Annotated in this window: 19 protein-coding genes; 17 read left to right on the top strand and 2 right to left on the bottom strand. The window is 72.1% G+C overall.

The window, feature by feature from the left end:
- Positions 1-15: 15 nt before the first annotated feature.
- The 4 genes from AB0L40_RS00445 to AB0L40_RS00460 all read left to right on the top strand — a co-directional run bounded on the left by AB0L40_RS00445 (position 16) and on the right by AB0L40_RS00460 (position 4,794).
- A complete protein-coding gene (locus AB0L40_RS00445; protein ID WP_364347549.1) occupies positions 16-1,380 on the top strand; it encodes a UDP-glucose/GDP-mannose dehydrogenase family protein in 1,365 nt (454 codons plus the stop codon).
- Between the two features lie 4 nt (positions 1,381-1,384).
- Entirely contained in the window at positions 1,385-2,500 is a 1,116-nt protein-coding gene (locus AB0L40_RS00450) for an NDP-sugar synthase (protein WP_364347552.1), read from the top strand.
- 85 nt (positions 2,501-2,585) lie between these two features.
- Positions 2,586-3,656: a bifunctional phosphoglucose/phosphomannose isomerase gene (locus AB0L40_RS00455; protein WP_364347555.1), complete on the top strand. Its 1,071-nt coding sequence runs from the start codon at positions 2,586-2,588 to the stop codon at positions 3,654-3,656.
- 124 nt (positions 3,657-3,780) lie between these two features.
- Positions 3,781-4,794 carry an NDP-sugar synthase gene (locus AB0L40_RS00460; protein ID WP_364347558.1) on the top strand — a complete coding sequence of 338 codons (1,014 nt, stop codon included), beginning with the start codon at positions 3,781-3,783 and terminating at the stop codon, positions 4,792-4,794.
- 68 nt (positions 4,795-4,862) lie between these two features.
- Here the strand turns inward: AB0L40_RS00460 and AB0L40_RS00465 are convergent, their stop codons facing one another.
- A complete protein-coding gene (locus AB0L40_RS00465) occupies positions 4,863-5,759 on the bottom strand; it encodes a cytochrome c oxidase assembly protein (protein WP_364347561.1) in 897 nt (298 codons plus the stop codon).
- A gap of 62 nt (positions 5,760-5,821) precedes the next feature.
- Between AB0L40_RS00465 and AB0L40_RS00470 the strand changes: the two genes are divergently transcribed.
- The 10 genes from AB0L40_RS00470 to AB0L40_RS00515 all read left to right on the top strand — a co-directional run bounded on the left by AB0L40_RS00470 (position 5,822) and on the right by AB0L40_RS00515 (position 16,727).
- Positions 5,822-6,505, top strand: coding sequence for a ComF family protein (locus tag AB0L40_RS00470; protein WP_364347564.1), 684 nt, complete (start codon positions 5,822-5,824; stop codon positions 6,503-6,505).
- 118 nt (positions 6,506-6,623) lie between these two features.
- Entirely contained in the window at positions 6,624-6,965 is a 342-nt protein-coding gene (locus AB0L40_RS00475) for a co-chaperone GroES family protein (protein WP_364347567.1), read from the top strand.
- Positions 6,966-7,190: 225 nt separating this feature from the next.
- Positions 7,191-7,556, top strand: a complete 366-nt coding sequence (gene raiA, locus AB0L40_RS00480) for a ribosome-associated translation inhibitor RaiA (RefSeq protein WP_364347570.1) — start codon at positions 7,191-7,193, stop codon at positions 7,554-7,556.
- A 174-nt stretch (positions 7,557-7,730) separates the two neighbouring features.
- On the top strand, positions 7,731-10,589 hold the full coding sequence (gene secA, locus AB0L40_RS00485) for a preprotein translocase subunit SecA (protein ID WP_364347572.1): 2,859 nt from the start codon (positions 7,731-7,733) through the stop codon (positions 10,587-10,589).
- A gap of 76 nt (positions 10,590-10,665) precedes the next feature.
- Positions 10,666-11,304 (top strand): GNAT family N-acetyltransferase, encoded by a 639-nt coding sequence (locus AB0L40_RS00490; protein ID WP_364347574.1) that lies wholly within the window; start codon positions 10,666-10,668, stop codon positions 11,302-11,304.
- Between the two features lie 51 nt (positions 11,305-11,355).
- Positions 11,356-12,489, top strand: coding sequence for a peptide chain release factor 2 (gene prfB, locus AB0L40_RS00495; RefSeq protein ID WP_364347576.1), 1,134 nt, complete (start codon positions 11,356-11,358; stop codon positions 12,487-12,489).
- Between the two features lie 220 nt (positions 12,490-12,709).
- Positions 12,710-13,906 (top strand): acyl-CoA dehydrogenase family protein, encoded by a 1,197-nt coding sequence (locus AB0L40_RS00500; protein ID WP_364347578.1) that lies wholly within the window; start codon positions 12,710-12,712, stop codon positions 13,904-13,906.
- Positions 13,907-14,106: 200 nt separating this feature from the next.
- On the top strand, positions 14,107-14,973 hold the full coding sequence (gene nadC, locus AB0L40_RS00505) for a carboxylating nicotinate-nucleotide diphosphorylase (RefSeq protein ID WP_364347581.1): 867 nt from the start codon (positions 14,107-14,109) through the stop codon (positions 14,971-14,973).
- The gene (gene nadA / locus AB0L40_RS00510; protein WP_364347584.1) at positions 14,970-16,055 is read left to right on the top strand and encodes a quinolinate synthase NadA; all 1,086 of its coding nucleotides are present in this window, start codon (positions 14,970-14,972) and stop codon (positions 16,053-16,055) included. The genes nadC and nadA overlap by 4 nt, the downstream gene beginning before the upstream one ends.
- A gap of 105 nt (positions 16,056-16,160) precedes the next feature.
- Positions 16,161-16,727 (top strand): isochorismatase family cysteine hydrolase, encoded by a 567-nt coding sequence (locus tag AB0L40_RS00515; protein WP_364347587.1) that lies wholly within the window; start codon positions 16,161-16,163, stop codon positions 16,725-16,727.
- Positions 16,728-16,836: 109 nt separating this feature from the next.
- Here AB0L40_RS00515 and AB0L40_RS00520 read toward each other — a convergent pair whose 3' ends face one another.
- Positions 16,837-18,096: a pitrilysin family protein gene (locus AB0L40_RS00520; RefSeq protein ID WP_364347590.1), complete on the bottom strand. Its 1,260-nt coding sequence runs from the start codon at positions 18,094-18,096 to the stop codon at positions 16,837-16,839.
- 200 nt (positions 18,097-18,296) lie between these two features.
- Here AB0L40_RS00520 and AB0L40_RS00525 point away from each other — a divergent pair, with 200 nt between their 5' ends.
- The 3 genes from AB0L40_RS00525 to AB0L40_RS00535 all read left to right on the top strand — a co-directional run bounded on the left by AB0L40_RS00525 (position 18,297) and on the right by AB0L40_RS00535 (position 22,136).
- Positions 18,297-20,078 (top strand): redoxin family protein, encoded by a 1,782-nt coding sequence (locus tag AB0L40_RS00525; protein WP_364347593.1) that lies wholly within the window; start codon positions 18,297-18,299, stop codon positions 20,076-20,078.
- Between the two features lie 168 nt (positions 20,079-20,246).
- Entirely contained in the window at positions 20,247-21,191 is a 945-nt protein-coding gene (gene ftsE / locus AB0L40_RS00530; protein ID WP_364347596.1) for a cell division ATP-binding protein FtsE, read from the top strand.
- Positions 21,192-21,236: 45 nt separating this feature from the next.
- On the top strand, positions 21,237-22,136 hold the full coding sequence (locus AB0L40_RS00535) for a permease-like cell division protein FtsX (RefSeq protein ID WP_364347599.1): 900 nt from the start codon (positions 21,237-21,239) through the stop codon (positions 22,134-22,136).
- Positions 22,137-22,187: the final 51 nt, after the last annotated feature.

The raw sequence follows: 22,187 nt of genomic DNA on the forward strand, positions 1-22,187 counted from the left end.
TACCCTCACGGGTCTATGTCCGCAGCGCGTGAGCCCATCGGTGTGATCGGTACCGGATACGTCGGGTTGGTGACGGCGGCCGGTTTTGCGGAGCTCGGCAGCGATGTCGTGTGTGTCGACATCGATGCGGAGAAGATCGCGCGGCTGGAGGCGGGGGAGATCCCGATCTACGAGCCCGGTCTTGCGGAGCTGGTGGCGAAGAACCGCTCGCGCTTGACGTTCACGACCGACATCTCGCAGGCGCTGGATCGGGCGCGACTGCTGTTCGTGGCGGTCGGGACGCCGCCGACGTACTCCGGAGACGCGGATCTCTCCGCGGTGCACGCGGTCGTCGGTGCGATGCCGGCGTCGGACTCGCACGCGCTGATCATGAAGTCGACGGTCCCGGTCGGGACGGGCAAGGCGATCAAGCGCGAGTTCGAGGCGCAGGGCAAGTCGGGGTTCCGGTACGTGTCGTGCCCGGAGTTCCTGAAGGAGGGCACCGCGGTGGCCGACTTCCTGCGTCCGGATCGCGTCGTCGTCGGTGACGACGGCGACTGGGCCGGCGACGCGGTCGTCGATCTGTACCGGCCGCTCCTCAACAGCGAGCACGGCGGTCGGGGTCCGGCGGCACCGTTGGGCGAGCTGGTCCGGACCGACATCGCGTCGGCGGAGATGGTGAAGCTCGCCTCCAACGCGTTCCTGGCGACGAAGATCTCGTTCATCAACGAGATCGCGAACGTGTGCGAGGAGACCGGCGCGGACGTCGTCGAGGTCGCCAAGGGCATGGGCTTGGACGAGCGGATCGGCCCGAAGTTCCTGAACGCGGGCATCGGGTTCGGTGGGTCGTGCTTCCCGAAGGACGTGACGGCGCTGAAGCAGCTGGCCGGCAACTCGGGGTACCACTTCCAGCTGCTGAACTCGGTGATCGAGGTCAACGAGTTGCAGAAGCGCCGCGTGATCGGGAAGCTCGAGAAGCACCTCGGGACGCTGGTCGGCAAGCGGATCGCGCTCTTGGGTCTGGCGTTCAAGCCGAACACGGACGACATGCGCGAGGCGTCGTCGCTGGTGCTGGCGGCGCGGCTGCAGGCGGCGGGGTCGACGGTCGTGGCGTTCGATCCGATCTCGGCGGACGTCGCGCGGCCGATGCTGCGTGGGGTCGAGCTGGCCGACGACGCGCTGTCGGCGGCCAAGGACGCCGACGCGGTGGTGCTGGTGACGGAGTGGCAGGAGTTCCGTGACCTGGACTTCGACGCGCTGATCGGCGCGATGGCCGGCGACGTGCTGGTCGACGGTCGCAACGCGCTGGACGGCGCGGCGGCCGCGGCGGCCGGATTCCGCTACGAGGGGATGGGCCGACCCGCCCACCGCCCCGTCGCGCAGCCGGTCTCCAAGGCCTGAGTCGGTGCCCTCCACCCAGGCGGTCATCCTCGTCGGCGGGAAGGGGACCCGCCTGCGGCCCCTGACGTCCAACCGCCCCAAGCCGATCGTCCCGCTGGTCGACCGGCCGTTCATGGCCTACATGCTCGAGTGGGTCGCCTCGCACGGCATCACCGACGTGATCATGTGCTGCGGCTTCCTCGCGGACGCGATGGTCGAGGAGATCGGCGACGGCCGGCGCTACGGGCTGAACATCACCTGGGTCGTCGAGCCGTCCCCGCGCGGGACCGCCGGTGCGCTCTGGTACGCCCAGCCGCACCTGCGGGACGAGCGCTTCCTGATGCTCAACGGCGACGTCCTGACCGACATGGACCTGACGGCCCAGATGGTCGCCCACGAGCAGACCGGCGCCGTCGGCACGCTCGCCCTCGTCCCGGTCGAGGACCCGACGGCGTACGGGCTCGTGCGCCTGCACCCCGACGACTCGGTCCGCGGATTCCTCGAGAAGCCCACCCCGGAGCAGATCGACACCGACCTGATCTCCGCCGGCGCGTACGTCCTGGAGCCGTCGGTCTTCGACCTGATCCCGAAGGACCGCCTCGTCTCGATCGAGCGCGAGGTCTGGCCGAAGCTCGTGGGCAACGGCCTGTACGGCTGCGTGCACCGCGGCCGCTACTGGATGGACATCGGGACGCCGCAGCGCTACCTCGAGGGCACGCAGGACATCCTCTCCTGGCGCGTGCGCACGAAGGTCGCCGAGCGCCTGCGGGACGGCCCCGTCGACCCGTCGGCGGTGATCGGCGAGGGCTCGGTCGTCGACCGGGCCGCGCTGGTGGACCGCGACGCCCGGATCGGGCCGCGGGTCACCGTCGGCACGGGCTCCGTCGTCGGCCCCGGCGCCGTCATCAGCGAGAACGTGATCCTCGAGAACGCCGTCGTGCTCGCGGGCGCGAAGGTCGGCAAGGACTCGCGGCTGCGCGACTGCGTCGTCGGCGTCGACGCGGTCCTGGGTACCGGCGTGATCATGTCCGACGCGGCGATGGTCGGCGACGGCGCGCAGGTCGGCGACGGCAACGTCCTGTCGCACGGGATGCGCGTCGGCCCCGGCGCGACGCTCGCCCCGGGCGCCGTCTGGTTCTGAGCCCCGCGCCTTCCGGGGCGCCGTCCGCGCGGCGCCGCGCCACGATCGGCGGCACGACCGCGGGGGCTCTGCGATGCTCTCGGTGATGACCGAGACCGCATCCACCTCCGTTCTCGACGCCGCCGTGGTGGCGGCCGTCGATCCGTCCGACCAGGTGGCCGACACCCTGGCGATGGGCGACCACCTCCGCGATGCGATGTGGAAGGCCGAGTCCGCGAACCTGGGCAGCTGGGACAGCCGCGGCGGCCTCGTCGTCGCCGGCATGGGCGGCTCCGCCGTCGGCGGCATCCTCGCGCGCGCGGCGCTCGCCGACCAGGCCGGCCGGCCGATCCTCTCGGCCAAGGGCTACGAGCTCCCGCCGTGGACGACCGACGACACCACGGTCCTCTGCGCCAGCTACAGCGGCGACACCGAGGAGACGCTCGCGTGCTTCGAGGCCGCCGGCGTCATCGGCGCGCGCCGCGTCGTCGTGACCTCGGGCGGCGAGCTCGGCCGCCTCGCCCGCGAGGAGGGCGTCCCCGTGATCCCCGTCGCCGGCGGCCTGCAGCCCCGCGCCGCCGTCGGCTACATGCTCGTCGCCGTCCTGGAGACGGCCGCGGCCTGCGGCGCCGGCCCGTCGCTCCGCGCCGAGCTCGACGTCGCCGCCGATGCGCTGGACACCCTCGCGGGCGAGTGGGGCCCGGGCGGCCCCGACGACGGCGAGGCCAAGACGCTGGCCCGCGCCCTGCACGGCACGGTCCCGGTGATCACCGGCATGGGCCTCACGGCGCCGGTCGCGTACCGCTGGAAGTGCCAGATCAACGAGAACGCCGAGGTCCCGGCGTTCTGGGGCGAGCTCCCCGAGGTCGACCACAACGAGATCGTCGGCTGGAGCGCCGCCGCGAGCGTCGGCAAGCTCTCCGCCGTCCTGCTCGAGGACTGCGACGCGCACCCGCGCCTGGTGCGCCGCGCCGAGCTCACTGCGGAACTCATCCGCGACCAGTCCGCCGGTGTCTTCCGCATCCAGTCACGGGGCGAGACCGCCGTCGAGCGCGTCCTCTCCCTGGTGCTCCTGGGCGACCTCGTGTCGCTCTACCTGGCGGTCCTGCGCGGCACGGATCCGGCGCCGGTCGACGTGATCCAGCGCCTCAAGGAGCGCCTGGCCGAGGACGATTGAGGCGGCGTACGCGGTCGGGGCCACGCCGACCGCACGACCGTCCCAATCTTCGGCTAGGAACCGGGCCCCGGGACTGTGCGATCGGATGGGCCATGGCCCCAGAGGGTGCGGTAGCGTAGCCGAGGTGCTGCCCGCCATGGTCCTCGCCGCCGGTCTCGGAACCCGACTCCGGCCCCTCACCTTCGAGCTGCCCAAGCCGATGGTCCCGCTGTTGGATCGACCGGCCATGGCCCATACGGTCGATCTCCTGCACCACCACGGGATCGACCGGATCGTCGCGAACCTGCACTACTTCCCGGACACGATCCGGGACTACTTCGGCGACGAGCTGACGTACGTGCAGGAGGCGGAGCTGCTCGGCACCGCCGGCGGCGTGCGCAACGCGAAGGACTTCTTCGGTGACGAGCCCTTCCTCGTGCTCTCCGGCGACGCCCTGACCGACCTGGACGTCTCCAAGCTCGTCGAGCGCCACGAGGCCGCCGGCGGGGTCGCGACGCTCTGCGTCAAGCGCGTGACGGAGACCAGCGAGTACGGCGTCGTCCTGACGGACGAGGACGGCCGGATCACCGGCTTCCAGGAGAAGCCCGATCCCGCGGAGGCCCTCTCGGACCTCGCCAACTGCGGGATGTACATCTTCTCCCCGGAGATCTTCGACTACTTCCCGGACACCCCGTTCGTGGACTGGGCCAACGACGTCTTCCCGGCCCTGCTGGCCGCCGACGTGCCCTTCCACGTCTACGAGATGGACGAGTACTGGAACGACGTCGGCGCGCTCGACGAGCTCCGCAACGGCACGTTCGACGCGCTCAGCGGCGCCCTGCGCCTCGAGGCGCTCCCGGACGCCGGCCCCGACGCGATCATGGTCGGCACCGGCTCGTCGCTGGACGCCGCGGCGCTGGTGGAGGGCCCGGTCTGGGTCGGCCGGGACGTCGAGATCGGCGCCGGCGTGCGCCTGCAGGGCCCGCTCGTCCTCGGCGACGGCGTCGTCGTGGGGGAGGGCGCCGCGATCAAGCGCTCGATCGTCCTGCCCGGGACGACGATCCAGGCGAACACGATCCTCATCGAGGCGATCACCGGCTCGACCGGCATCGTCGCGTCGCTGCGCCCGCGCACCGACACCCGCCTGAGCGCCTCGTAGGAGGACGATCGACCCCGGGTGCCGCCCGCGTAGGCGTAGGCGCACCCGCGGAGTGCCGCGGAGTGGCGTCAGATCCGCATGAAGCCCGTGTCGGCGGCGCGGCGGGCGGCCTCGGCGTCCGCCTCCGCCGCGGCGTCGTCCGCGGCGGCCTTGGCCTCGGCACGGTCCATCAGCCGCTCCTCGCGCTGCGCCTGGACCTCGGCCTCGCGCAGGCCGCGCATGAAGAGGACGCCGAAGGCCACGCCCATGATCAGGACCTGCTCGGTGGCCATCAGCGCGCCGGACATCATCTGGTCCGTGGTCGGCGCCAGGTTCCACCAGGCGGGCTGGTCGTCGTAGAAGCTGTAGAGCGCCCGCGGGGCGAACGTCAGCGCCATGCCGAGCAGGCCGACCGTCACCTTGGTGACGCCCATGTAGGCCATCGGCCCCATGCTCGTCATGCGGTCGCGCGACGGGATCGGGCGGAGCAGGTGCCACCAGTAGAGGAAGCCGACGGTCGTGAACGTCATGTGCTCCAGCAGGTGGATGGAGTCGTGGCGGCTCGCGGCGTCGTAGAGGACCGGCGCGTGCCAGATCCACATGCCCAGCGTGTAGCCGACGAGGCCGAACCACGGCTTGGCGAGGAACCCGATGCGCTGCTCGATCCACTGCACCCGCCGGGTGATCGGGCGCATGATCACGCGATTGAGCCCGAACAGGGTGAACAGCGGGAACACGTCCAGCAGCAGCAGGTGCTGGATCATGTGGAAGATGAAGAGGTGGTCGCCGAGCCCGTCGATCGGGTTGCCCTGGGCGACCACGATCGTCAGGCCGCCGCAGAAGAAGCAGACGAGGCGCCAGACCGGCGCCTGGGCCCGGTCGGAGGAGCGGCGCACCGTGATCCACCGGCGGATGTAGACCGCCCAGAGGATGCACGCGAGGATCAGCGGAGCGGGCTCGACACCCCAGGTGATTGGCGGCGACACGACTGCGAAGTGTTGCACTCCGGCCCTTCTTCCGACCCACCCCTCCCGGGCAGGATGGCAGCGTGCCACGTGCCCGGGACCTGCTTGCCGTCCTCGTCGTCCCGGAGCGCTGCCTGCACTGCCGCGCGCCGGCCGCGCGCGCCGGCGCCCTGCTCTGCGACGGCTGCCGCCGGGCCCTGCCCTGGCTCGGCGTCGGCGGCTGCGCGCGCTGCGGTCTGCCGGGCCCGTGCCCTCCCGGTCGCTGCCCGGCCCGCGGCGCCGCCTTCCGTGCCGCCTGGGCGCCGCTGGCGTACGAGGGCCCGGCCCGGTCGCTGGCGTTGGCGGGCAAGGAGCGCGCCGCCCGTCGCGTGGCGTCGTGGTTCGCGGCGGCGATGACCGCCCGCGCGCCCGCCCGCGTGACCGGGTCCGTCCAGGCCGTGGTCCCGGTGCCCGCCGACCCGGTGCGCGGGCGACGGCGCGGGGAGGACCACGCGAGGCTGCTCGCGGTGGCGGTCGCCGCGGCGCTCGACGTCCCGTGCCTGCCGGTGCTGGCGCGCCCGCGCGCCGCCGTCGCCCAGCACCACCAGAGCCGCGCGGGCCGGCGCCGCGTGCCGCGCCCCGTGCTGGTCGCACCGCCGCCGGACCGCGTGCTGCTCGTCGACGACGTGCACACGACCGGGGCGACGCTCCGCGCCGCGGCGGCGGTCCTGCACGACGGTGGCGCGCGGAGGGTCACCGCGCTGACGGCCCTGCGGACGCTGCGATGACCCGGCATGGAGCGCCCGGGACGCGCCGGGCGTGCCGCGCGGCACCCGCCCGTCCCGGGGCCCTCGGCGCCCGCCACGTGGAGCCGTGCGCACCGAGCGACTACCGTTGCGCCCAGCGATGAAGCAGCAGCTGCGCCCCCTCTTCGACCGCGTCGTCATCAAGGAGCTCGATCCGGACCGGGTCCGGCGCTCCGGGCTCGTGATCCCGCCCGGGTCCCACGAGCCCCCGCCGCAGCACGGCATCGTGCTCCGCGTCGGTCCCGGACTGGACTGGTGGCAGCAGGCGGGCGTCCGGATGCCCGTGCAGCCCGGGGACCACGTGGTCTTCCCCGCGGCGGCCGGCACCTGGATCGACGTGGAGGAGGAGCGCCTCCTCGTCTGCCGGGTCGGCGAGCTCCTCGGCGCGCTCGACGCGATCGACGGCGACGCCCCCGTCGACCGCGAACGCGACGACGACTGACGCCGACCGGCGGGGGCCGACTTACCGCGGTCCGCGGTCCGCTTCCGGGCCGGTCGGGACGCCGTACGCCAGTGGCGCGCTGGCGCTAGCAGGGTCCGCCGAGGAAGGCCAGCGCCACCCGTCCATAGCACGGGCGCTGCCGACGCGTCGGCAGCCCTTGCGCCGCACGGGTGGGGGCTGTTACCTTCGCGTTACCGCTGGATTCCAACCCCAAAAAGGAGCGCCATGCGGATCGAAGTGAAGGGTCGCAACTACCCGGTCACTGAGGAGATGCGTGACTGCGTCACGCGTCGCTTCCGGAAGGTCGATGCCCAGGTCTCGGAGTTCGCCGAGCTGGAGATCGAGCTGTCGGAGGCCCGGAACCCGGCCATCGCCGAGCCCTTCCAGGCCTCGGCGACGCTGCGACTCAAGGGGGTGACGCTCCGATCCCACGACTCCAGTCGCGACATGAAGCACGCGATCCACCTGATCGAGGAGGAGCTGACGCGGCAGGTGAAGCGCCACAAGGTCCAGCGCCGCCACCGTCGCGACGCCCGCCGTACCGTCCAGGCGCGCCGCTCCAGCGCCGAGGGCGCTGCCCCGCCCGCCTGATCCCCGACGTCTCGTCCCCGACGCCCTCGGCGCCGCCCCACGGGTGGTGCCGAGGGCGTTTGGTCGTTCCGGGGCCGACACGATCGACCCCGTCAGCGTCCTCGTGGTCGGACGATCGCCGGTCCCCGCGGGGGAGGCGGGTGGGCAACGGAAGGCCGCTGGTACGCTGGCCTCATGGGGATTCTTTCGCGCGCGCTGAGCATCGGCGAGGGCAAGCTGCTGCGCGAGTACGAGAAGCGCGTCGCACGCATCACCGCCTTCGAGCCCGAGCTCGAGCTCGCAGACGACGCCGAGTTGCTCGAGCGCTTCACGGGCCTGCGCGAGCAGTCGCGCAACGGCCGCAGCCTCGACGACCTACTGCCGGAGACCTTCGCGGTCGTCCGCGAGCAGTCCAAGCGCACGCTCGGCATGCGGCACTTCGACGTCCAGCTGATCGGCGGCCAGGTGCTGCACGGCGGCTCGATCGCCGAGATGCGCACGGGCGAGGGCAAGACGCTGACCGCGACGCTGGCGATCGCGCTCAACGCGCTGCCCGGCAACGGCGTCCACCTCGTCACGGTCAACGACTACCTCGCGGCGCGCGACGCCGAGTGGATGGGCCGGCTCTACAACGCGCTGGGCCTCTCGATCGGCGTGCTGCAGAACCAGCAGGCGTACGAGGACAAGCGTGCCGCCTACGCGTCCGACATCACGTACGGCACGAACTCCGAGTTCGGCTTCGACTACCTGCGCGACAACATGGCGCAGTCGCTCGAGGAGAAGGTCCAGCACGGCGGCCGGATCGGCGAGGACGGCAAGCCCGTCGCGATGCACAACTTCGCGATCGTCGACGAGGTCGACAACATCCTCATCGACGAGGCGCGGACCCCGCTGATCATCTCCGGCGCCCCGGAGAAGGCGGCCGACCTCTACCTCACGTTCGCGAAGCTCGCGAAGACGATGACGACGGGCAAGAAGCCCGAGGGGATGGACCCGAAGACGAAGAAGGAGTACGTCGCCGACTACGACTTCGAGTTCGACGAGAAGCACAAGACGGTCGCGGTCACCGAGCAGGGCGTCGAGAAGGCCGAGCGGTTCCTCGGCATCGACCACCTCTACCGCGCCGAGAACGGACACCTCGTCAACCACCTCAACCAGTCGCTGAAGGCCGAGTCGCTCTACAAGCGCGACAAGGACTACGCCGTGATCGACGGCGAGGTCGCGATCATCGACGAGCACACCGGCCGCATCCTCGAGGGCCGGCGCTGGTCCGAGGGCCTGCACCAGGCGGTCGAGGCGAAGGAGGGCGTGACGGTCCAGGAGGAGAACCAGACCCTGGCCACGGTCACGCTGCAGAACTACTTCCGCATGTACAAGAAGCTCGGCGGCATGACCGGCACGGCCATGACGGAGGCCACCGAGTTCCAGAAGATCTACAAGCTCGGCGTCGTCCCCGTCCCGACGAACCAGGCCGTCGCCCGCATCGATCGCAACGACGACGTCTACAAGACGAAGGACGGCAAGTGGTCCGCCGTCACGCGCGAGGTCGTCGAGCGGCACGCCAACCAGCAGCCGGTCCTCGTCGGCACGGTGTCGGTCGAGGTCTCCGAGCTGCTCTCCGGGCTCTTCCAGAAGGCCGGGATCCCGCACACGGTCCTGAACGCCAAGCCGGAGTTCGCCGCCATCGAGGGCGAGACGGTCGCCGAGGCCGGGCGCCCCGGGGCGGTCACGATCGCCACGAACATGGCCGGCCGCGGCGTCGACATCAAGCTCGGCGGCGACCCGGAGCACCTGCTGCGCAAGCAGCTGCGCCAGAAGGGCCTGGTCCCCGGCGACGAGGGCTACGACGAGGCGTTCGCCGCCGACCTCGCGGCCGTCAAGGAGCGCTGCGCGGCGGACCGCGACATCGTCATGGAGGCCGGCGGCCTCTTCATCTGCGGCACCGAGCGCCACGAGTCGCGCCGCATCGACAACCAGCTCCGCGGCCGCGCCGGCCGCCAGGGCGACCCGGGCGAGTCGCGCTTCTTCCTCTCGGCCCAGGACGACCTCGTCCGGATCTTCGCTGGTGACCGCATCTACAAGATCCTCGACCGCTTCCAGGCCGTGGACGACGAGGGTCACGAGCTGCCGATCTCCGCCGGCATGCTGACCAAGCAGATCGAGAAGGCCCAGCGCACCGTCGAGGAGCGCAACTTCCTGATCCGCAAGCGCGTCCTCGAGTACGACGACGTCATCAACGAGCAGCGCCGCGTCGTCTACGCCTACCGGGACCAGATCCTGGAGGGTCGCGACATGAGCTCCGACGCCCACGAGGAGCTCGGCAACGTCATCACGCGCGCCATCGACGAGTACCTGCCGGCGTCGGACTTCGAGCTCTGGGACGTCGACGGCCTGTTCGACGCCCTCCAGGCCCTGTGGCCGGTCGGCGTCGACCGCGAGGCCCTCGACCCCGACAGCACCGACCGCGACGAGCTGCAGCGCCAGCTCCACGAGGACGCGATCGCCGCCTACGCCACGCGCGAGGAGGAGATCGGCGAGGAGCTCATGCGCCAGGTCGAGCGCTACCTGCTGCTGTCGATCATCGATCAGCGCTGGCGCGAGCACCTCTACGACATGGACTACCTGCGCGAGGGCATCCACCTCCGCGGCTACGCCCAGATCGAGCCGATCGTCGCGTACAAGAACGAGGCCTACGACCTCTTCCAGGACCTGATGGCGTCCATCTGGGGCGACTTCGCGCAGATGGTCTTCAACGTCGAGATCGAGGTCGAGGAGCAGATCACCGACCCGGCCGCGCCCGGCCAGGGCCGCCCCGCCCAGTCCTACGACTACTTCGGCGGCAGCGGCGGCCAGGCGACGTCGCTCGAGGAGCTCGCCGGCGACGTCGACTCCGCCGCGCTGGCGACGTACGGCGGCCTCGAGGACGACGAGCCCGACGCCGCCCCGGCCGTCCAGCAGCGCGTGCTGGCCGACCACGACCAGCTCGGGCGCAACGAGCTCTGCTGGTGCGGCTCGGGCCGCAAGTACAAGAAGTGCCACGGCGCCAACGCCTGAACGTCTGAGACGCCGGCCGGGAGTTTCACCCGACCGGCGCTCGACGCGGCCGGGTCCGGCCCTATCCTGGGTCGGGATGCCGTCCCTCCGCACGCCGAGCCCACCGCTGCGCTCCGGCGGCGTCATGCTCCGCGCGCTGCGCGGCGGTGACGTCCCGGCCATCACCGAGGCGTGCCAGGACGAGGCGATCCAGCGCTGGACCCGCGTCCCCGCGCCGTACCGCGAGTCCGACGCGCGCGGCTGGATCGCCGCGATGCGCTCCCGCGAGAAGGCGGGCGAGGCCCTCGAGCTCGCGATCGCCGACGCCCACTCCGGGCTGCTGATCGGCGCGATCGGCATCGTCACGCTGAACTGGCGCCACCGCGCCGGCGAGATCGGCTGCTGGGTCACGCCCGGGATTCGTGGTGCGGGCGTCGGCACCACCGCGCTGCGGCTGCTGTCGCGCTGGTCGCTCGGCCCGCTCGGCCTCGAGCGGGTGGAGGTGCGGATCTGGGAGGGCAACGACGCCTCGCGGATGGCGGCCGAGCGCGCCGGCTTCGCCCACGAGGGGACGCTGCGCGGGCTCGTCATCGACCGCCTCGGCGGCGAGGTCCGCCGCGACGTCGACATCTACGGGCTCCTGCGCACCGACGTGGCGGCCGAGAACGCCCCGGAGCGCCGCGCGGAGCTCGGCGGCGGCCGCGTCCCGATCGCCGTCACCCGCGACCGGCGCTGACCGCGGGCCCGAAGCCCGAGCTCCCGCTCGGGGCCGGTACAGTCGGGGGTGATGGCCGTCCCCGAAACCGCTCCCGAACGTCTCAGCGTCGCCCGCCGGCGGTTCGTCGACCTGGAGCCGCACCTCCGGCCCTCGGAGCTGCGCGCCCGGGTCGCCGAGCTCGAGGAGGAGATGGCCGAGTCGGGGTTCTGGGACGACCAGGACCACGCCACGAAGGTCAACTCGGAGTACTCCCGCGCGTCCGCGAAGCTCGCCGTCAACGACGGCCTGGCGCAGGACCTCGAGGACCTCGGCGAGATGCTCGAGATGGCCGCCGAGGACGACGAGATGGAGGCCGAGCTCGTCGGCCAGCTCGACTCCGTCGAGAAGCGCCTGGACGGGCTGGAGGAGGAGCGCCTCTTCACGGGCGACTACGACGCCGGCGACGCGCTCGTGACGATCAACGCCGGCGCCGGCGGCACCGACGCCCAGGACTGGGCCGAGATGGTCCTGCGCATGGAGATGAAGTGGGCCGAGTCGCGCGGCTTCAAGGTCGACGTGCTCGAGGTCTCCGAGGGCGAGCAGGCGGGCATCAAGTCCGCGACGTTCCGGGCCGCCGGCGCCCACGCCTACGGCCTCTTCGGCGCCGAGCGCGGCGTCCACCGCCTCGTCCGCATCTCGCCGTACGACTCGCAGGGCCGCCGGCAGACCGCGTTCGCCGGGCTCGAGGTCGCGCCGGTCGTCGACGAGGTCGGCGACATCGAGATCCGCGACGAGGACCTCCGCGTCGACACGTACCGCGCGTCCGGCGCCGGCGGCCAGCACGTCAACAAGACCGACTCGGCCGTGCGCCTGACGCACCTGCCGACCGGCATCGTCGTCGCCTGTCAGCAGGAGCGCTCGCAGACCGCCAACAAGGTCATGGCGATGAAGATGCTCTACGGCAAGATCGTCGAGCAGGCCGAGCGCGAGCGGGCCGAGGAGATCGCCAAGGAGAAGGGCGAGTCGCAGGACGTCGGCTGGGGCTCCCAGATCCGCTCCTACGTCCTCAACCCGTACACGATGGTCAAGGACCTCCGGACCGGCGTGGAGACGGGCAACGTCCAGCTCGTGCTCGACGGGGCGCTCGACGAGTTCGTCCGCGCGTGGCTCCTGCAGCAGGCGGGCCAGGCCGAGTCGGCCCCGCAGGCCGCCGCCGACGCGTAGGACGGCGGACGGGCCCCGTCCCGAGCGTCGCGGGTACGGGCGCGACGGGGTGCGGCGAGGCTCGGGCCACCGTGGGGGACCGGGCCCCGTCCCGACTGATGCGATTCCCGCCCGCCCGGGGCGCGTCGGCGTTCGGCAGGACTCAGGCCGTCGGTGAGGGGGTTCCGGCTGGCCAGCCAGCCAGTTGGGAGAGTAGGATGTGGCACCTCCTACGCCGGGCATGTCCGCTCGGCGTGGCGACCACGACCCCGGGAGCCCCTCGATGGCCATCGACTTCACCTTCACCGACGAGCAGCAGGCCTACCGCGACGCGCTGCGCGAGACGTTCAAGCGCGAGGCCGGCACGTCGGAGCAGCGGGAGACGCTGACCGCGGGGCACACCACCCACCACAGCTTCGAGCTGTCGAAGACGCTCGGCGCGGCCGGGCTGCTGGCCCCGAGCATCGGCGACGAGTTCGGCGGCGGCGGGGCGGGGATCGTCGAGGAGATGATCCTGCTGGAGGAGCTGATGCGCCGCCAGGCGCCGATCGGGGCGTACCCCGTGTCGCTGATCGTCGCCGGCGCGACGCAGAAGTTCGGCACGCAGGAGCAGCAGGAGCTCGTCCTGGGCAACATCGCCGCGGGGGGCGTCGAGGCGATCGCCATGTCCGAGCCCGAGGCCGGCTCCGACGTCGCCGCGCTCAGCACCTCGGCCGAGAAGGTCGACGGCGGCTGGAAGCTCAACGGCGTGAAGGTCTGGATCTCCAACGCGCACATCGCCGACCGGATCCTCATCGTCTGCCGCGACACGTCCTCGGACGGTGCCAAGCACGAGGGCCTCTGCATGATCTGGATCGACCCGAAGGCCGACGGCGTGCGCGTCGACGGCATCGAGACGATCAACGGGCACCGCGAGGTCAACTACGTCTACATGGACGACGTCTTCGCTCCCGACGACGCGCTGCTCGGCCAGGCCGGCAACGGCTGGATCCAGCTGATGTCGGGCCTGAACGTCGAGCGCCTGATCATCGGCGCCCTCGGCCTGGGTCAGGCGCAGCTCGCGCTCGACGAGGGCCTGTCGTACGCGAAGGAGCGCAAGCAGTTCGGCAAGCCGATCGGCACGTTCCAGGTCCAGCAGCACCGCCTCGTCGACATCGCGACCGAGGTCGAGCTCGCGCGCCTCCTGATCTACAAGGTCGCCGCCGACGTCGACCGCGACCCGACGGCGCTGTTCCCGAAGGAGGCCTCGATGGCGAAGGTCTGGGCCACCGAGACCGCCGAGCGCGCCGTCAACGCCGTCTTCAAGCTCCACGGCGGCTACGGCTACGCGACGGAGTACCCGATCGCCCGCCAGGTCGCGCACTCGATGGTCGCCACGACGTTCGGCGGCACCAACGACATCCAGCGCAACATCATCGCCAAGGTGATGGGGCTCTAGGGAGAACGTGCGGGCCCCGCCCCGAGCGCCTCGGGTCGGGGCGCGTCGGACTGCGGCGGGGCTCGGGGCACCCGCGTGGCGTGCGGGCCCCGCCCCGAGCGTCTCGGGTCGGGGCGCGTCGGACTGCGGCGGGGCTCGGGGCACCCGCAGGACCGGTCGCAGACTGGTCCCGGTCGCCCGCTGCCTATCCTCCGAGGACGATGGTGACCCTCGACACGACGGCCGCGCTGGACGATCTGATCGCCCGGGCGCTGGCCGAGGATCTCGGCGACGCCGGCGACGTCACCGCGCAGGCGACGGTCCCCGAGGACCTGCGCGGCCGCGCGACGGTGCGTCAGAAGGCGCCCGGCGTGGTCGCCGGCCTCGACGCCTTCGAGCGCGTGCTGCGGGCGGTCGACCCGGAGCTCACGTTCGAGCCCCTGACGGACGAGGGTGTCTGGCGCGAGGACGGCCCCGTGCTGGCCACGGAGGGCTCGGCCCGCTCGATCCTCGCGGCCGAGCGGACGGCGCTGAACATCGTCGGCCGGCTGTCCGGCGTGGCGACGATGACCCGGCGCTACGCCGACGCCGTCGCGGGCACGAGGGCCGTCGTCCTGGACACGCGCAAGACGACCCCGGGGATGCGACTGCTCGAGAAGCGCGCCGTGCTCACCGGGGGCGGCGCGAACCACCGGATCGGGCTCTTCGACGAGATCCTGATCAAGGAGAACCACGCCGCGATGGCCGGGGGCGTGGGGGAGGCCGTCCGCGCCGCGACCGCGCACCGCCCGGACCTGCCGCTCGTCGTCGAGTGCCAGGACCTCGCCGAGGTGCAGGTCGCGCTGCGCACCGCGGACGACCTCGGCCTCGAGCGCTTCCGCATCCTGCTCGACAACATGAGCCACGAGGACCTCCGCGAGGCCGTGGCGCTGTCGGGCGGCCGGGTCCCGCTGGAGGCCTCGGGCAACGTGTCCCTGGCCACGATCGGGGCCATCGCGGCGACCGGCGTAGACTTCATCTCGGCCGGTGCCCTCACCCATTCCGCACCCGTTCTGGACCTGTCCTTGATCCTGGAGCCCCGCACGTGAGCATCTCGCTGCCCATGGCCGACGACCCCGTCCGCGCCGGAATCCCGGCGCTCCCCGCCGACGACCTGAAGGCCCTGTCGGAGGAGATCCGCGCCCTCGCCGCGGAGAAGGGAGCCGTGATCCTGGCCCACAACTACCAGCTGCCCGAGGTCCAGGACGTCGCCGACGTCGTGGGCGACTCGCTCGGCCTCTCGATCGAGGCCGCGAAGACCGACGCGCCGCTGATCGTCTTCTGCGGCGTGCACTTCATGGCGGAGTCCGCCTCGGTCCTCTCGCCGGAGAAGACGGTCCTGATCCCGGACGTCGACGCCGGCTGCTCGCTGGCGGACTCGATCACGCCCGAGCAGCTGAAGGGCTGGCAGGAGAAGCACCCGGGCGCCATCACGGTGATGTACGTCAACACGACCGCCGAGGTCAAGGCGCTCACCGACTACTGCGTCACGTCGTCCAACGCCGTGCCGGTCGTCGAGCGCATCTACCGCGACCACGGCCCGGACACCGAGATCCTCTTCGGGCCGGACATGTTCCTCGGCTCGTTCGTCGAGAAGCAGGTCCCGCACCAGCCGGGCAGCTTCCACGTGTGGGACGGCGAGTGCCACGTGCACGCCGGCATCCGCCCGTCGGACATCGACCGCGTGCGCGGCGAGCACCCCGACGCCGAGTTCCTGATCCACCCGGAGTGCGGCTGCTCGACGCAGGCCATGGAGTACGTCGCCGCCGGCGACGTCGACTCCTCGGGCGTCCACATGCTCTCGACCGGCGGGATGCTGGACTTCGCGCACGTCGAGGCCGCCAAGGGCCCGGCCGCGGACGGCAAGCGCCGCACGACGATCGTGGCGACCGAGACCGGCATGCTGCACCCGCTGCGGATGGCCGCGCCGGACGTCGACTTCGTGCCCGCCAACGCGAACGCGTCCTGCGGCTACATGAAGATGATCACGCTCGAGAAGGTGCGCGACTGCCTGCGCGACGGCACGGGCCTCGTGAAGGTCCCCGACGACGTCGCCAAGCGCGCGCAGCTGCCGATCGAGCGGATGATCCAGGTCGGCCGCGACGCGAACGCGCCGCTCGGCGGCGAGTAGCCGCCCGGGACCCGGGCGGTGGCGTCCCCGGGATCCGGGCGCGGTGCCGCTCCCGGCCGCGCCGGGCCGCGCACCCGTCCGCCCGGTCCGGGGTAGGAGGTCCACATGAGCAGCAAGCACGACCGGACCGCCCTCCTCGTCATGGACGTGCAGGCGGGGATCGCCGACGGGTTCGAGGGGACGGGGCTCCTGGAACGGGTCGCCTCCGCCGTCGACGGCGCGCGGACGGCCGGGATCCCGGTGATCTTCGTCAAGGTCGAGTTCCGCGCCGGGGCCCCCGAGCTCTCGCTCCACAACAAGATGTTCGCGGGCCTCGCGGACGCCGGGCGCGTCCCGACCGGCGTCGCGTTCCACCCGTCGGTGGCGCCGCGGGACGACGAGGTCGTCGTGACCAAGCGCCGCGTGTCCGCGTTCGCCGGCAGCGACCTCGACGTCGTCCTGCGCGCCCAGGGCATCGGGCACCTCGTGCTCGCCGGGATCTCGACGAGCGGCGTCGTGCTCTCGACGCTGCGGCAGGCGTCGGACCTCGACTTCGGCCTCGTCGTCCTCGCCGACGGCTGCGGCGACCGCGACGACGAGGTCCACCGCGTCCTGACCGAGAAGGTCTTCCCGCGTCAGGCGCGCGTCATCGACGTCGCGACCTGGGTGGGGGATCTGCCGGCCGCCCGCTGACGCGGGCCACCCTCGACGCTCGGGGCGGGGCCCGGCCTCCTCCGGGTGGCGCGAGCCCTGCCGCAGCCCGGTGCGGTCCTGCCCGCGACGCTCGGGGCGGGGCCCGGCCTCAACTGTCCCAGTCGAAGTCGCCGGCCTCGTGCGGGCCGACGCAGGCGACCGACGCGACGGCCGGGTCGATCGCGCGGGCGACCTCGCGGACCTCGTCGAGGGTGACGGCGTCCATCTGGGCGATGGTGACGTCGGCGTCGAACGTCTCGCCGTGGACGATCGACTGGCTCGCGGCCTGGCGGGCGACCGCGCCGCTGTTCTCGAACGCGAGGACGAGGCGGCCGGCGGTGTAGGCCCGGGCGCGGTCGACCTCCTCGGCGGTGGGGCCGTCGTCGTGCAGCTCCTGGACGATCTCGCGCATGCGGGCGTAGGCCTCGAGCGTCTTCGTCGAGTCCAGGCCGGCGGAGAGCTGCAGCTGCGTGATGTCGCCCAGCGACCAGGCGGAGGCGGAGACGGAGTAGGCGAGGCCACGCTGCTCGCGGATCTCGTCGAACAGGCGCGAGCCCATCGAGCCGCCGAGCAGGGTGCCGTAGATCGACAGCGCGGCGCGGACCTTCGGGTCGTTCGCGTCGAGGTCGGGGCGGTAGGCGAGGCGCAGGTGCGACTGGTTGGTGTCGCGGGTCTCGATCACGCGGTCGACGCTCGGGGCCGGCGCGTCCTCGACGGGGCCGGGCTCAGCGACGTCGGGGAAGCGACCGAAGAGCTCCGCGAGGCGCTCGTCGGACGGCAGGTGGTCGAGCGCACCGACGAGGAAGGCGCCGCCCTTGGCGCCGGCCCAGCGGCGGTCGCGGAAGCCGACGACCTGGTCGCGGGTGAAGGTCTTCAGGTGCTCCTCGGGGCCGAGGACGGAGCGCCCGAGCGGGTGGTCGCCGAACGTCGCCTTGTCGAGCAGCATCTCGGCCAGCGCGGAGGGCTGGTCGTTGTAGCGGGCGATCTCCTGGATCACGACGCCGCGCTCCTTGTCGAGCTCCTCGGCGTCCAGCAGCGGGCGGCCGGAGAAGTCGGTCAGGAGGTCGAGGGCCTCGTCGGCGGACTCGGCGCGCACGGTGATGTGGAACGCGACCAGCGAGTGCGACGTGAAGGCGTTCAGGACGCCGCCCATCCGCTCGGCGGTCTCGTTGACCTTGCGGTAGTGGTCGAAGGTCTCGCCGCCCTTGAACACGAGATGCTCGAGGAAGTGGGCGATGCCGTTCTCCTCGGGCCGCTCGGAGCGCGCCCCGGCGTCGAAGGCGACCAGCGCGGTGAGGGTGCGCGTCCCCGGGAGCGCGATCCGGTGGATCGGCAGGCCGTTGGGAGCGACTGAGGCGTTCTGCGGCATCGGGACGACCGTATCGCGTGGGCGGACGGACCTCGCGGCAGCCGGGCGCGGCGCGCTCCCGCTCTGCCGCATCCGCGCGTCGACGACGGTCGTACTCTCCGCAGTGCGCCGCCGACCGGTGGTGCCGTCGGGGCCCGCGAACGATCCACCCGGCCGCGCACGCCGTAACGCAGGCCCCACGTCCGGAGACCGACCGTCAGATGCTGCTCCTCCTGCTCTTCGGGTTCGTCGCCGGCGCCGCCACGGCGGTCTCGCCGTGCGTGCTGCCGGTGCTGCCGATCGTGCTGGCCGGCGGCGCCTCGGGCGGCCGGCGCCGGCCGTTCGGGATCGTCGTCGGGCTGACCGCGACGTTCACGATCTCGGTCGTCCTGCTGTCGTACGTGATCTCGGCGCTGGGACTGCCGAACGATCTGATCCGGGTCCTGGCGATCATCACGCTGGCCGTGTTCGGGGTCGTCCTGATCGTGCCGTCCTTGGCCGCGAGGGTCGAGGGCTGGGCGAGCCGGCTGGCGCCCGCGCCGCGGCAGCGGACCGGCGAGGGGTTCGGCACGGGCATCGTGCTGGGCGCCGGCCTGGGGTTCGTCTACTTCCCCTGCGCCGGCCCGATCCTGACCGGCGTCATCACGACGTCGGCGTCGCAGTCGTTCAGCGTCGAGCGGCTGGCGATCGCCCTCGCCTACGGTGCCGGGACGGGGATCGTCCTCTACGTCCTCATGCTCGGGGGGCGGCGGCTGACGCGGCCGCTCTCCCGGCGCAGCGGCAACTTCCAGGCGGCGATGGGCGGGATCATGGTGCTCGTCGCCGTCGCGATGATCACGAACCTCGACCGCGACTTCACCTCGTCGATCGGCAAGCACCTGCCCCAGGCCCTCGTGACCCCGACCAGCGGCCTCGAGCGGTCCGCGGCGGTCCAGTCGCGCCTGAAGGACCTTCGCGGTGGGAAGGAGGGGCGGATCCAGGCCGCCGCCGCGGCCGCCGCGACGACGCCCGCGCCGGGAGGGAAGCGACTCGTCGACGGCGTGGACCCCGACTCCCTGCCGATCCTCGCCCCGGTGCCTCCGTTTCAGGGCACCCAGCAGTGGTTCAACACCCCCGGCGGCCGGCCTCTGACGTTCGCGGGCCTGCAGAAGCAGCACAAGGTCGTCCTCGTCGACTTCTGGACCTACACCTGCATCAACTGCATCCGCACGATCCCGGCGCTCGACACGCTCTACAGCCGGTACGCGAAGGACGGCCTGGTGATCGTCGGGATCCATTCGCCGGAGTTCCCGTTCGAGAAGAGCGCCACGAGCGTGCAGCGTGCGATCGGTCGCGAGAAGATCCGCTACCCGGTGGTGCAGGACAACGACCTCGCCACGTGGAACGCGTTCGGCAACCAGGCGTGGCCGGCGCAGTACCTCGTCGACGCCCAGGGCAACGTCCGCTACACGACCGAGGGGGAAGGCCACGACGACCAGACCGAGGCCGCGATCCGCACCCTGCTGGACGAGGCCGGTCACACGCCCGGCGGCCGCGGCGGCGACCTGGGGGCGATCGAGGCGTCCCCGGACGTCCAGACGCCGGAGTCCTACCTCGGGACGGACCGGGCCGACCGGATCGTGGGCGGCGAGCCGTCGAACGGCCCGCACGAGCTCGGGGCGGTGTCCTCGTCGCTGCCGGCCAACGGCATCGCGTTCGGCGGCGGCTGGGCGTTCTCGGGCGATCACGTCACCGCGAGGTCGGGCTCTCGGATCGCGCTGGACTTCACCTCGAAGCACGTCTATCTCGTGCTGCGATCCGCGTCGTCCGGGGCGCCCGTGGGGGTCTCGCTGGACGGCCGGCCGGTCGGGTCGACGAGCGCGGGGGCGGACGTCCACGGCGGCACCGTGAAGGTCGGGACGCAGCGGCTCTACGAGCTGATCGACCTGCCGCAGGCCGGGCACCACCGCCTGGACCTGCGTCTGGCGCCCGGCGTCCAGGCGTACGCCTTCACGTTCGGCTGAGGGCCACGCGGGTCACGCGGCCGGCGCGATGCCGCCGGCCGTCGGGGCGGGCCGCCGTCGGCGGTCGGCCGGGGCGCCGCCGTCAGGCCGTCGGGACGACGCAAGCCGCGTTGCAGTGCACGGCGACGTGCAGGATTCGGGCCGCTCCGGTGCAACTCTCCGGACTGTATGGCTGCTTCGAGCTCGAACTCCCTGCGCCACCGCGAGGCCCGCGAGCGCGCCCGTCTGGACGGCGTCCCCCGTCCCCGTGAAGGGGCCCAGGGCACCACGTCCCCGGTGGGCGGCCGTCCGTCGCATCCCAACGCGGTCATCGAGTTCCGCGGCGTGACGAAGAAGTACGACTCCAGCCACGCCGGCGTCGCCGACGCGACGTTCTCCGTGCACCGCGGCGACTTCGTCTTCCTCGTCGGCCAGACCGGCGCGGGCAAGTCGACGCTGATGAAGCTCCTGCTGAAGGAGATGGAGCCCGACTCCGGCCTGATCCGGGTCGCCGGCCGCGACCTCTCCGAGATCACGCGCAAGAAGGTTCCGTACTACCGCCGCAACCTCGGCGTGGTCTTCCAGGACTTCAAGCTCCTGCCCAACCGCACGGTGCACGACAACGTCGCCTACGCGCTGCAGGTCACCGGCGCGTCGCGCAAGCAGATCCGCAGCCAGGTGCCGGACATCCTGCGCCTGACCGGCCTGTCGACGAAGCTGCACCACTACCCGCACCAGCTCTCCGGCGGCGAGCAGCAGCGCGTGTCCGTCGCCCGCGCGTTCGTCAACCACCCGCCGCTGCTGCTGGCCGACGAGCCGACCGGCAACCTCGATCCCGACACGACGATCGGGATCATGCAGCTGCTCTACCGCATCAACAAGACCGGCACCACGGTCGTCGTCGCGACGCACGACGAGGGCATGGTCAACCGGATGCGCCGCCGCGTCATCGAGCTGTCGGCCGGTCGGATCATCCGCGACGAGATCGCCGGCGGCTACGGCGGCCAGCCGATCGGGGAGTCCACCGCCGAGTTCGGCGCGCTGCTGCGCGACGAGCCCGCGCCGGCCCCGCAGCGCCGCCAGCGCCGCGGCGACGCGCCCTCCGACCTGTTCGACGAGGCGTTCTCGGACTAGCGGCCACCCGCCCGCCGCCCGAGAACCGCCCCACCGAGGACCCACATGAACCGCGTCTCCTTCTTCCTCAAGGAAGCCCTCCGCTCGATCGGCCGCAACCCGATCCCGAGCTTCGCCGCCCTGATGGCGGTCCTGATCACCACCCTGGTGCTCGGCATCTTCATCCCGGCGGTGCAGCTCGCCAACGGCGCCGCCGCCGACGTCCGCGACCGGATCCAGGTCAACGTCTTCATGAAGACCAACGCGACCAAGGCGGACGTCGCCCGAGTCCAGACGCTGATCCAGAAGACCGAGCACGTGAAGTCCTACAAGCTCGTCTCCAAGGCGCAGGCGTACGAGGAGCAGAAGAAGCTCAACCCGGCCGCGTACGAGCTGCTGGGCAAGGTCAACCCGCTCCCGGACACGTTCCGGATCACGCCGGACGACGCCAAGAACGGCACCGCGATCGTCGCGGCGCTGAAGAAGCCGGGCGTCAGCGGCAAGACGACCTACGTGGACTCCAAGATCGGCAGCACGAAGGAGTCCAAGAACGAGGCCGGCAAGATCGTGAAGATCACGGGGGCGGTGAAGCTGTCGCTCGGACTGCTCGGCGGGCTCCTGGTGATCGCGTCGATCCTGCTGATCTCCAACACCATCCGCCTGTCGCTGTTCGCCCGCAGACGCGAGGTCGAGGTGATGAAGCTCGTCGGCGCGACGGACTCGTTCATCCGCTGGCCGTTCGTGATCGAGGGGCTGATCCTCGGCGCCGTCGGCGGCCTGGTCGCGATCGTCCTGCTCGGCCTGGCGAAGCTCACGATCCTCAACCAGCTCGAGGGGATCGCGACCCTGATCTCGCGGCCGGACATGATCCAGTTCGGGCCGCTGATCGCGATCCTGGTGCTGGCCTCGATCGGCGTCGCCGCCGCGGGATCCGGGCTCTCGCTGCGCCGCTTCCTGCGCGTCTGACCGCCCGCCGCGGCCCGGTGCCGCGGGCCCGAACGCTCGCCGAGGGGCGGG

The sequence above is a fragment of the Patulibacter sp. NPDC049589 genome (assembly GCF_040675535.1).
Lineage (GTDB): Bacteria > Actinomycetota > Thermoleophilia > Solirubrobacterales > Solirubrobacteraceae > Patulibacter.

Excerpts from the sequence above, each read along its gene's own strand:
- AB0L40_RS00445 (WP_364347549.1), top strand. The coding sequence starts at position 16 with ATGTCCGCAGCGCGTGAGCCCATCGGTGTGATCGGTACCGGATACGTC.
- AB0L40_RS00455 (WP_364347555.1), top strand. The coding sequence starts at position 2,586 with ATGACCGAGACCGCATCCACCTCCGTTCTCGACGCCGCCGTGGTGGCG.
- AB0L40_RS00475 (WP_364347567.1), top strand. The coding sequence starts at position 6,624 with ATGAAGCAGCAGCTGCGCCCCCTCTTCGACCGCGTCGTCATCAAGGAG.
- raiA (WP_364347570.1), top strand. The coding sequence starts at position 7,191 with ATGCGGATCGAAGTGAAGGGTCGCAACTACCCGGTCACTGAGGAGATG.
- secA (WP_364347572.1), top strand. The coding sequence starts at position 7,731 with ATGGGGATTCTTTCGCGCGCGCTGAGCATCGGCGAGGGCAAGCTGCTG.
- AB0L40_RS00490 (WP_364347574.1), top strand. The coding sequence starts at position 10,666 with ATGCCGTCCCTCCGCACGCCGAGCCCACCGCTGCGCTCCGGCGGCGTC.
- prfB (WP_364347576.1), top strand. The coding sequence starts at position 11,356 with ATGGCCGTCCCCGAAACCGCTCCCGAACGTCTCAGCGTCGCCCGCCGG.
- AB0L40_RS00500 (WP_364347578.1), top strand. The coding sequence starts at position 12,710 with ATGTCCGCTCGGCGTGGCGACCACGACCCCGGGAGCCCCTCGATGGCC.
- nadC (WP_364347581.1), top strand. The coding sequence starts at position 14,107 with ATGGTGACCCTCGACACGACGGCCGCGCTGGACGATCTGATCGCCCGG.
- AB0L40_RS00515 (WP_364347587.1), top strand. The coding sequence starts at position 16,161 with ATGAGCAGCAAGCACGACCGGACCGCCCTCCTCGTCATGGACGTGCAG.
- AB0L40_RS00520 (WP_364347590.1), bottom strand. The coding sequence starts at position 18,096 with ATGCCGCAGAACGCCTCAGTCGCTCCCAACGGCCTGCCGATCCACCGG.
- AB0L40_RS00525 (WP_364347593.1), top strand. The coding sequence starts at position 18,297 with ATGCTGCTCCTCCTGCTCTTCGGGTTCGTCGCCGGCGCCGCCACGGCG.
- ftsE (WP_364347596.1), top strand. The coding sequence starts at position 20,247 with ATGGCTGCTTCGAGCTCGAACTCCCTGCGCCACCGCGAGGCCCGCGAG.
- AB0L40_RS00535 (WP_364347599.1), top strand. The coding sequence starts at position 21,237 with ATGAACCGCGTCTCCTTCTTCCTCAAGGAAGCCCTCCGCTCGATCGGC.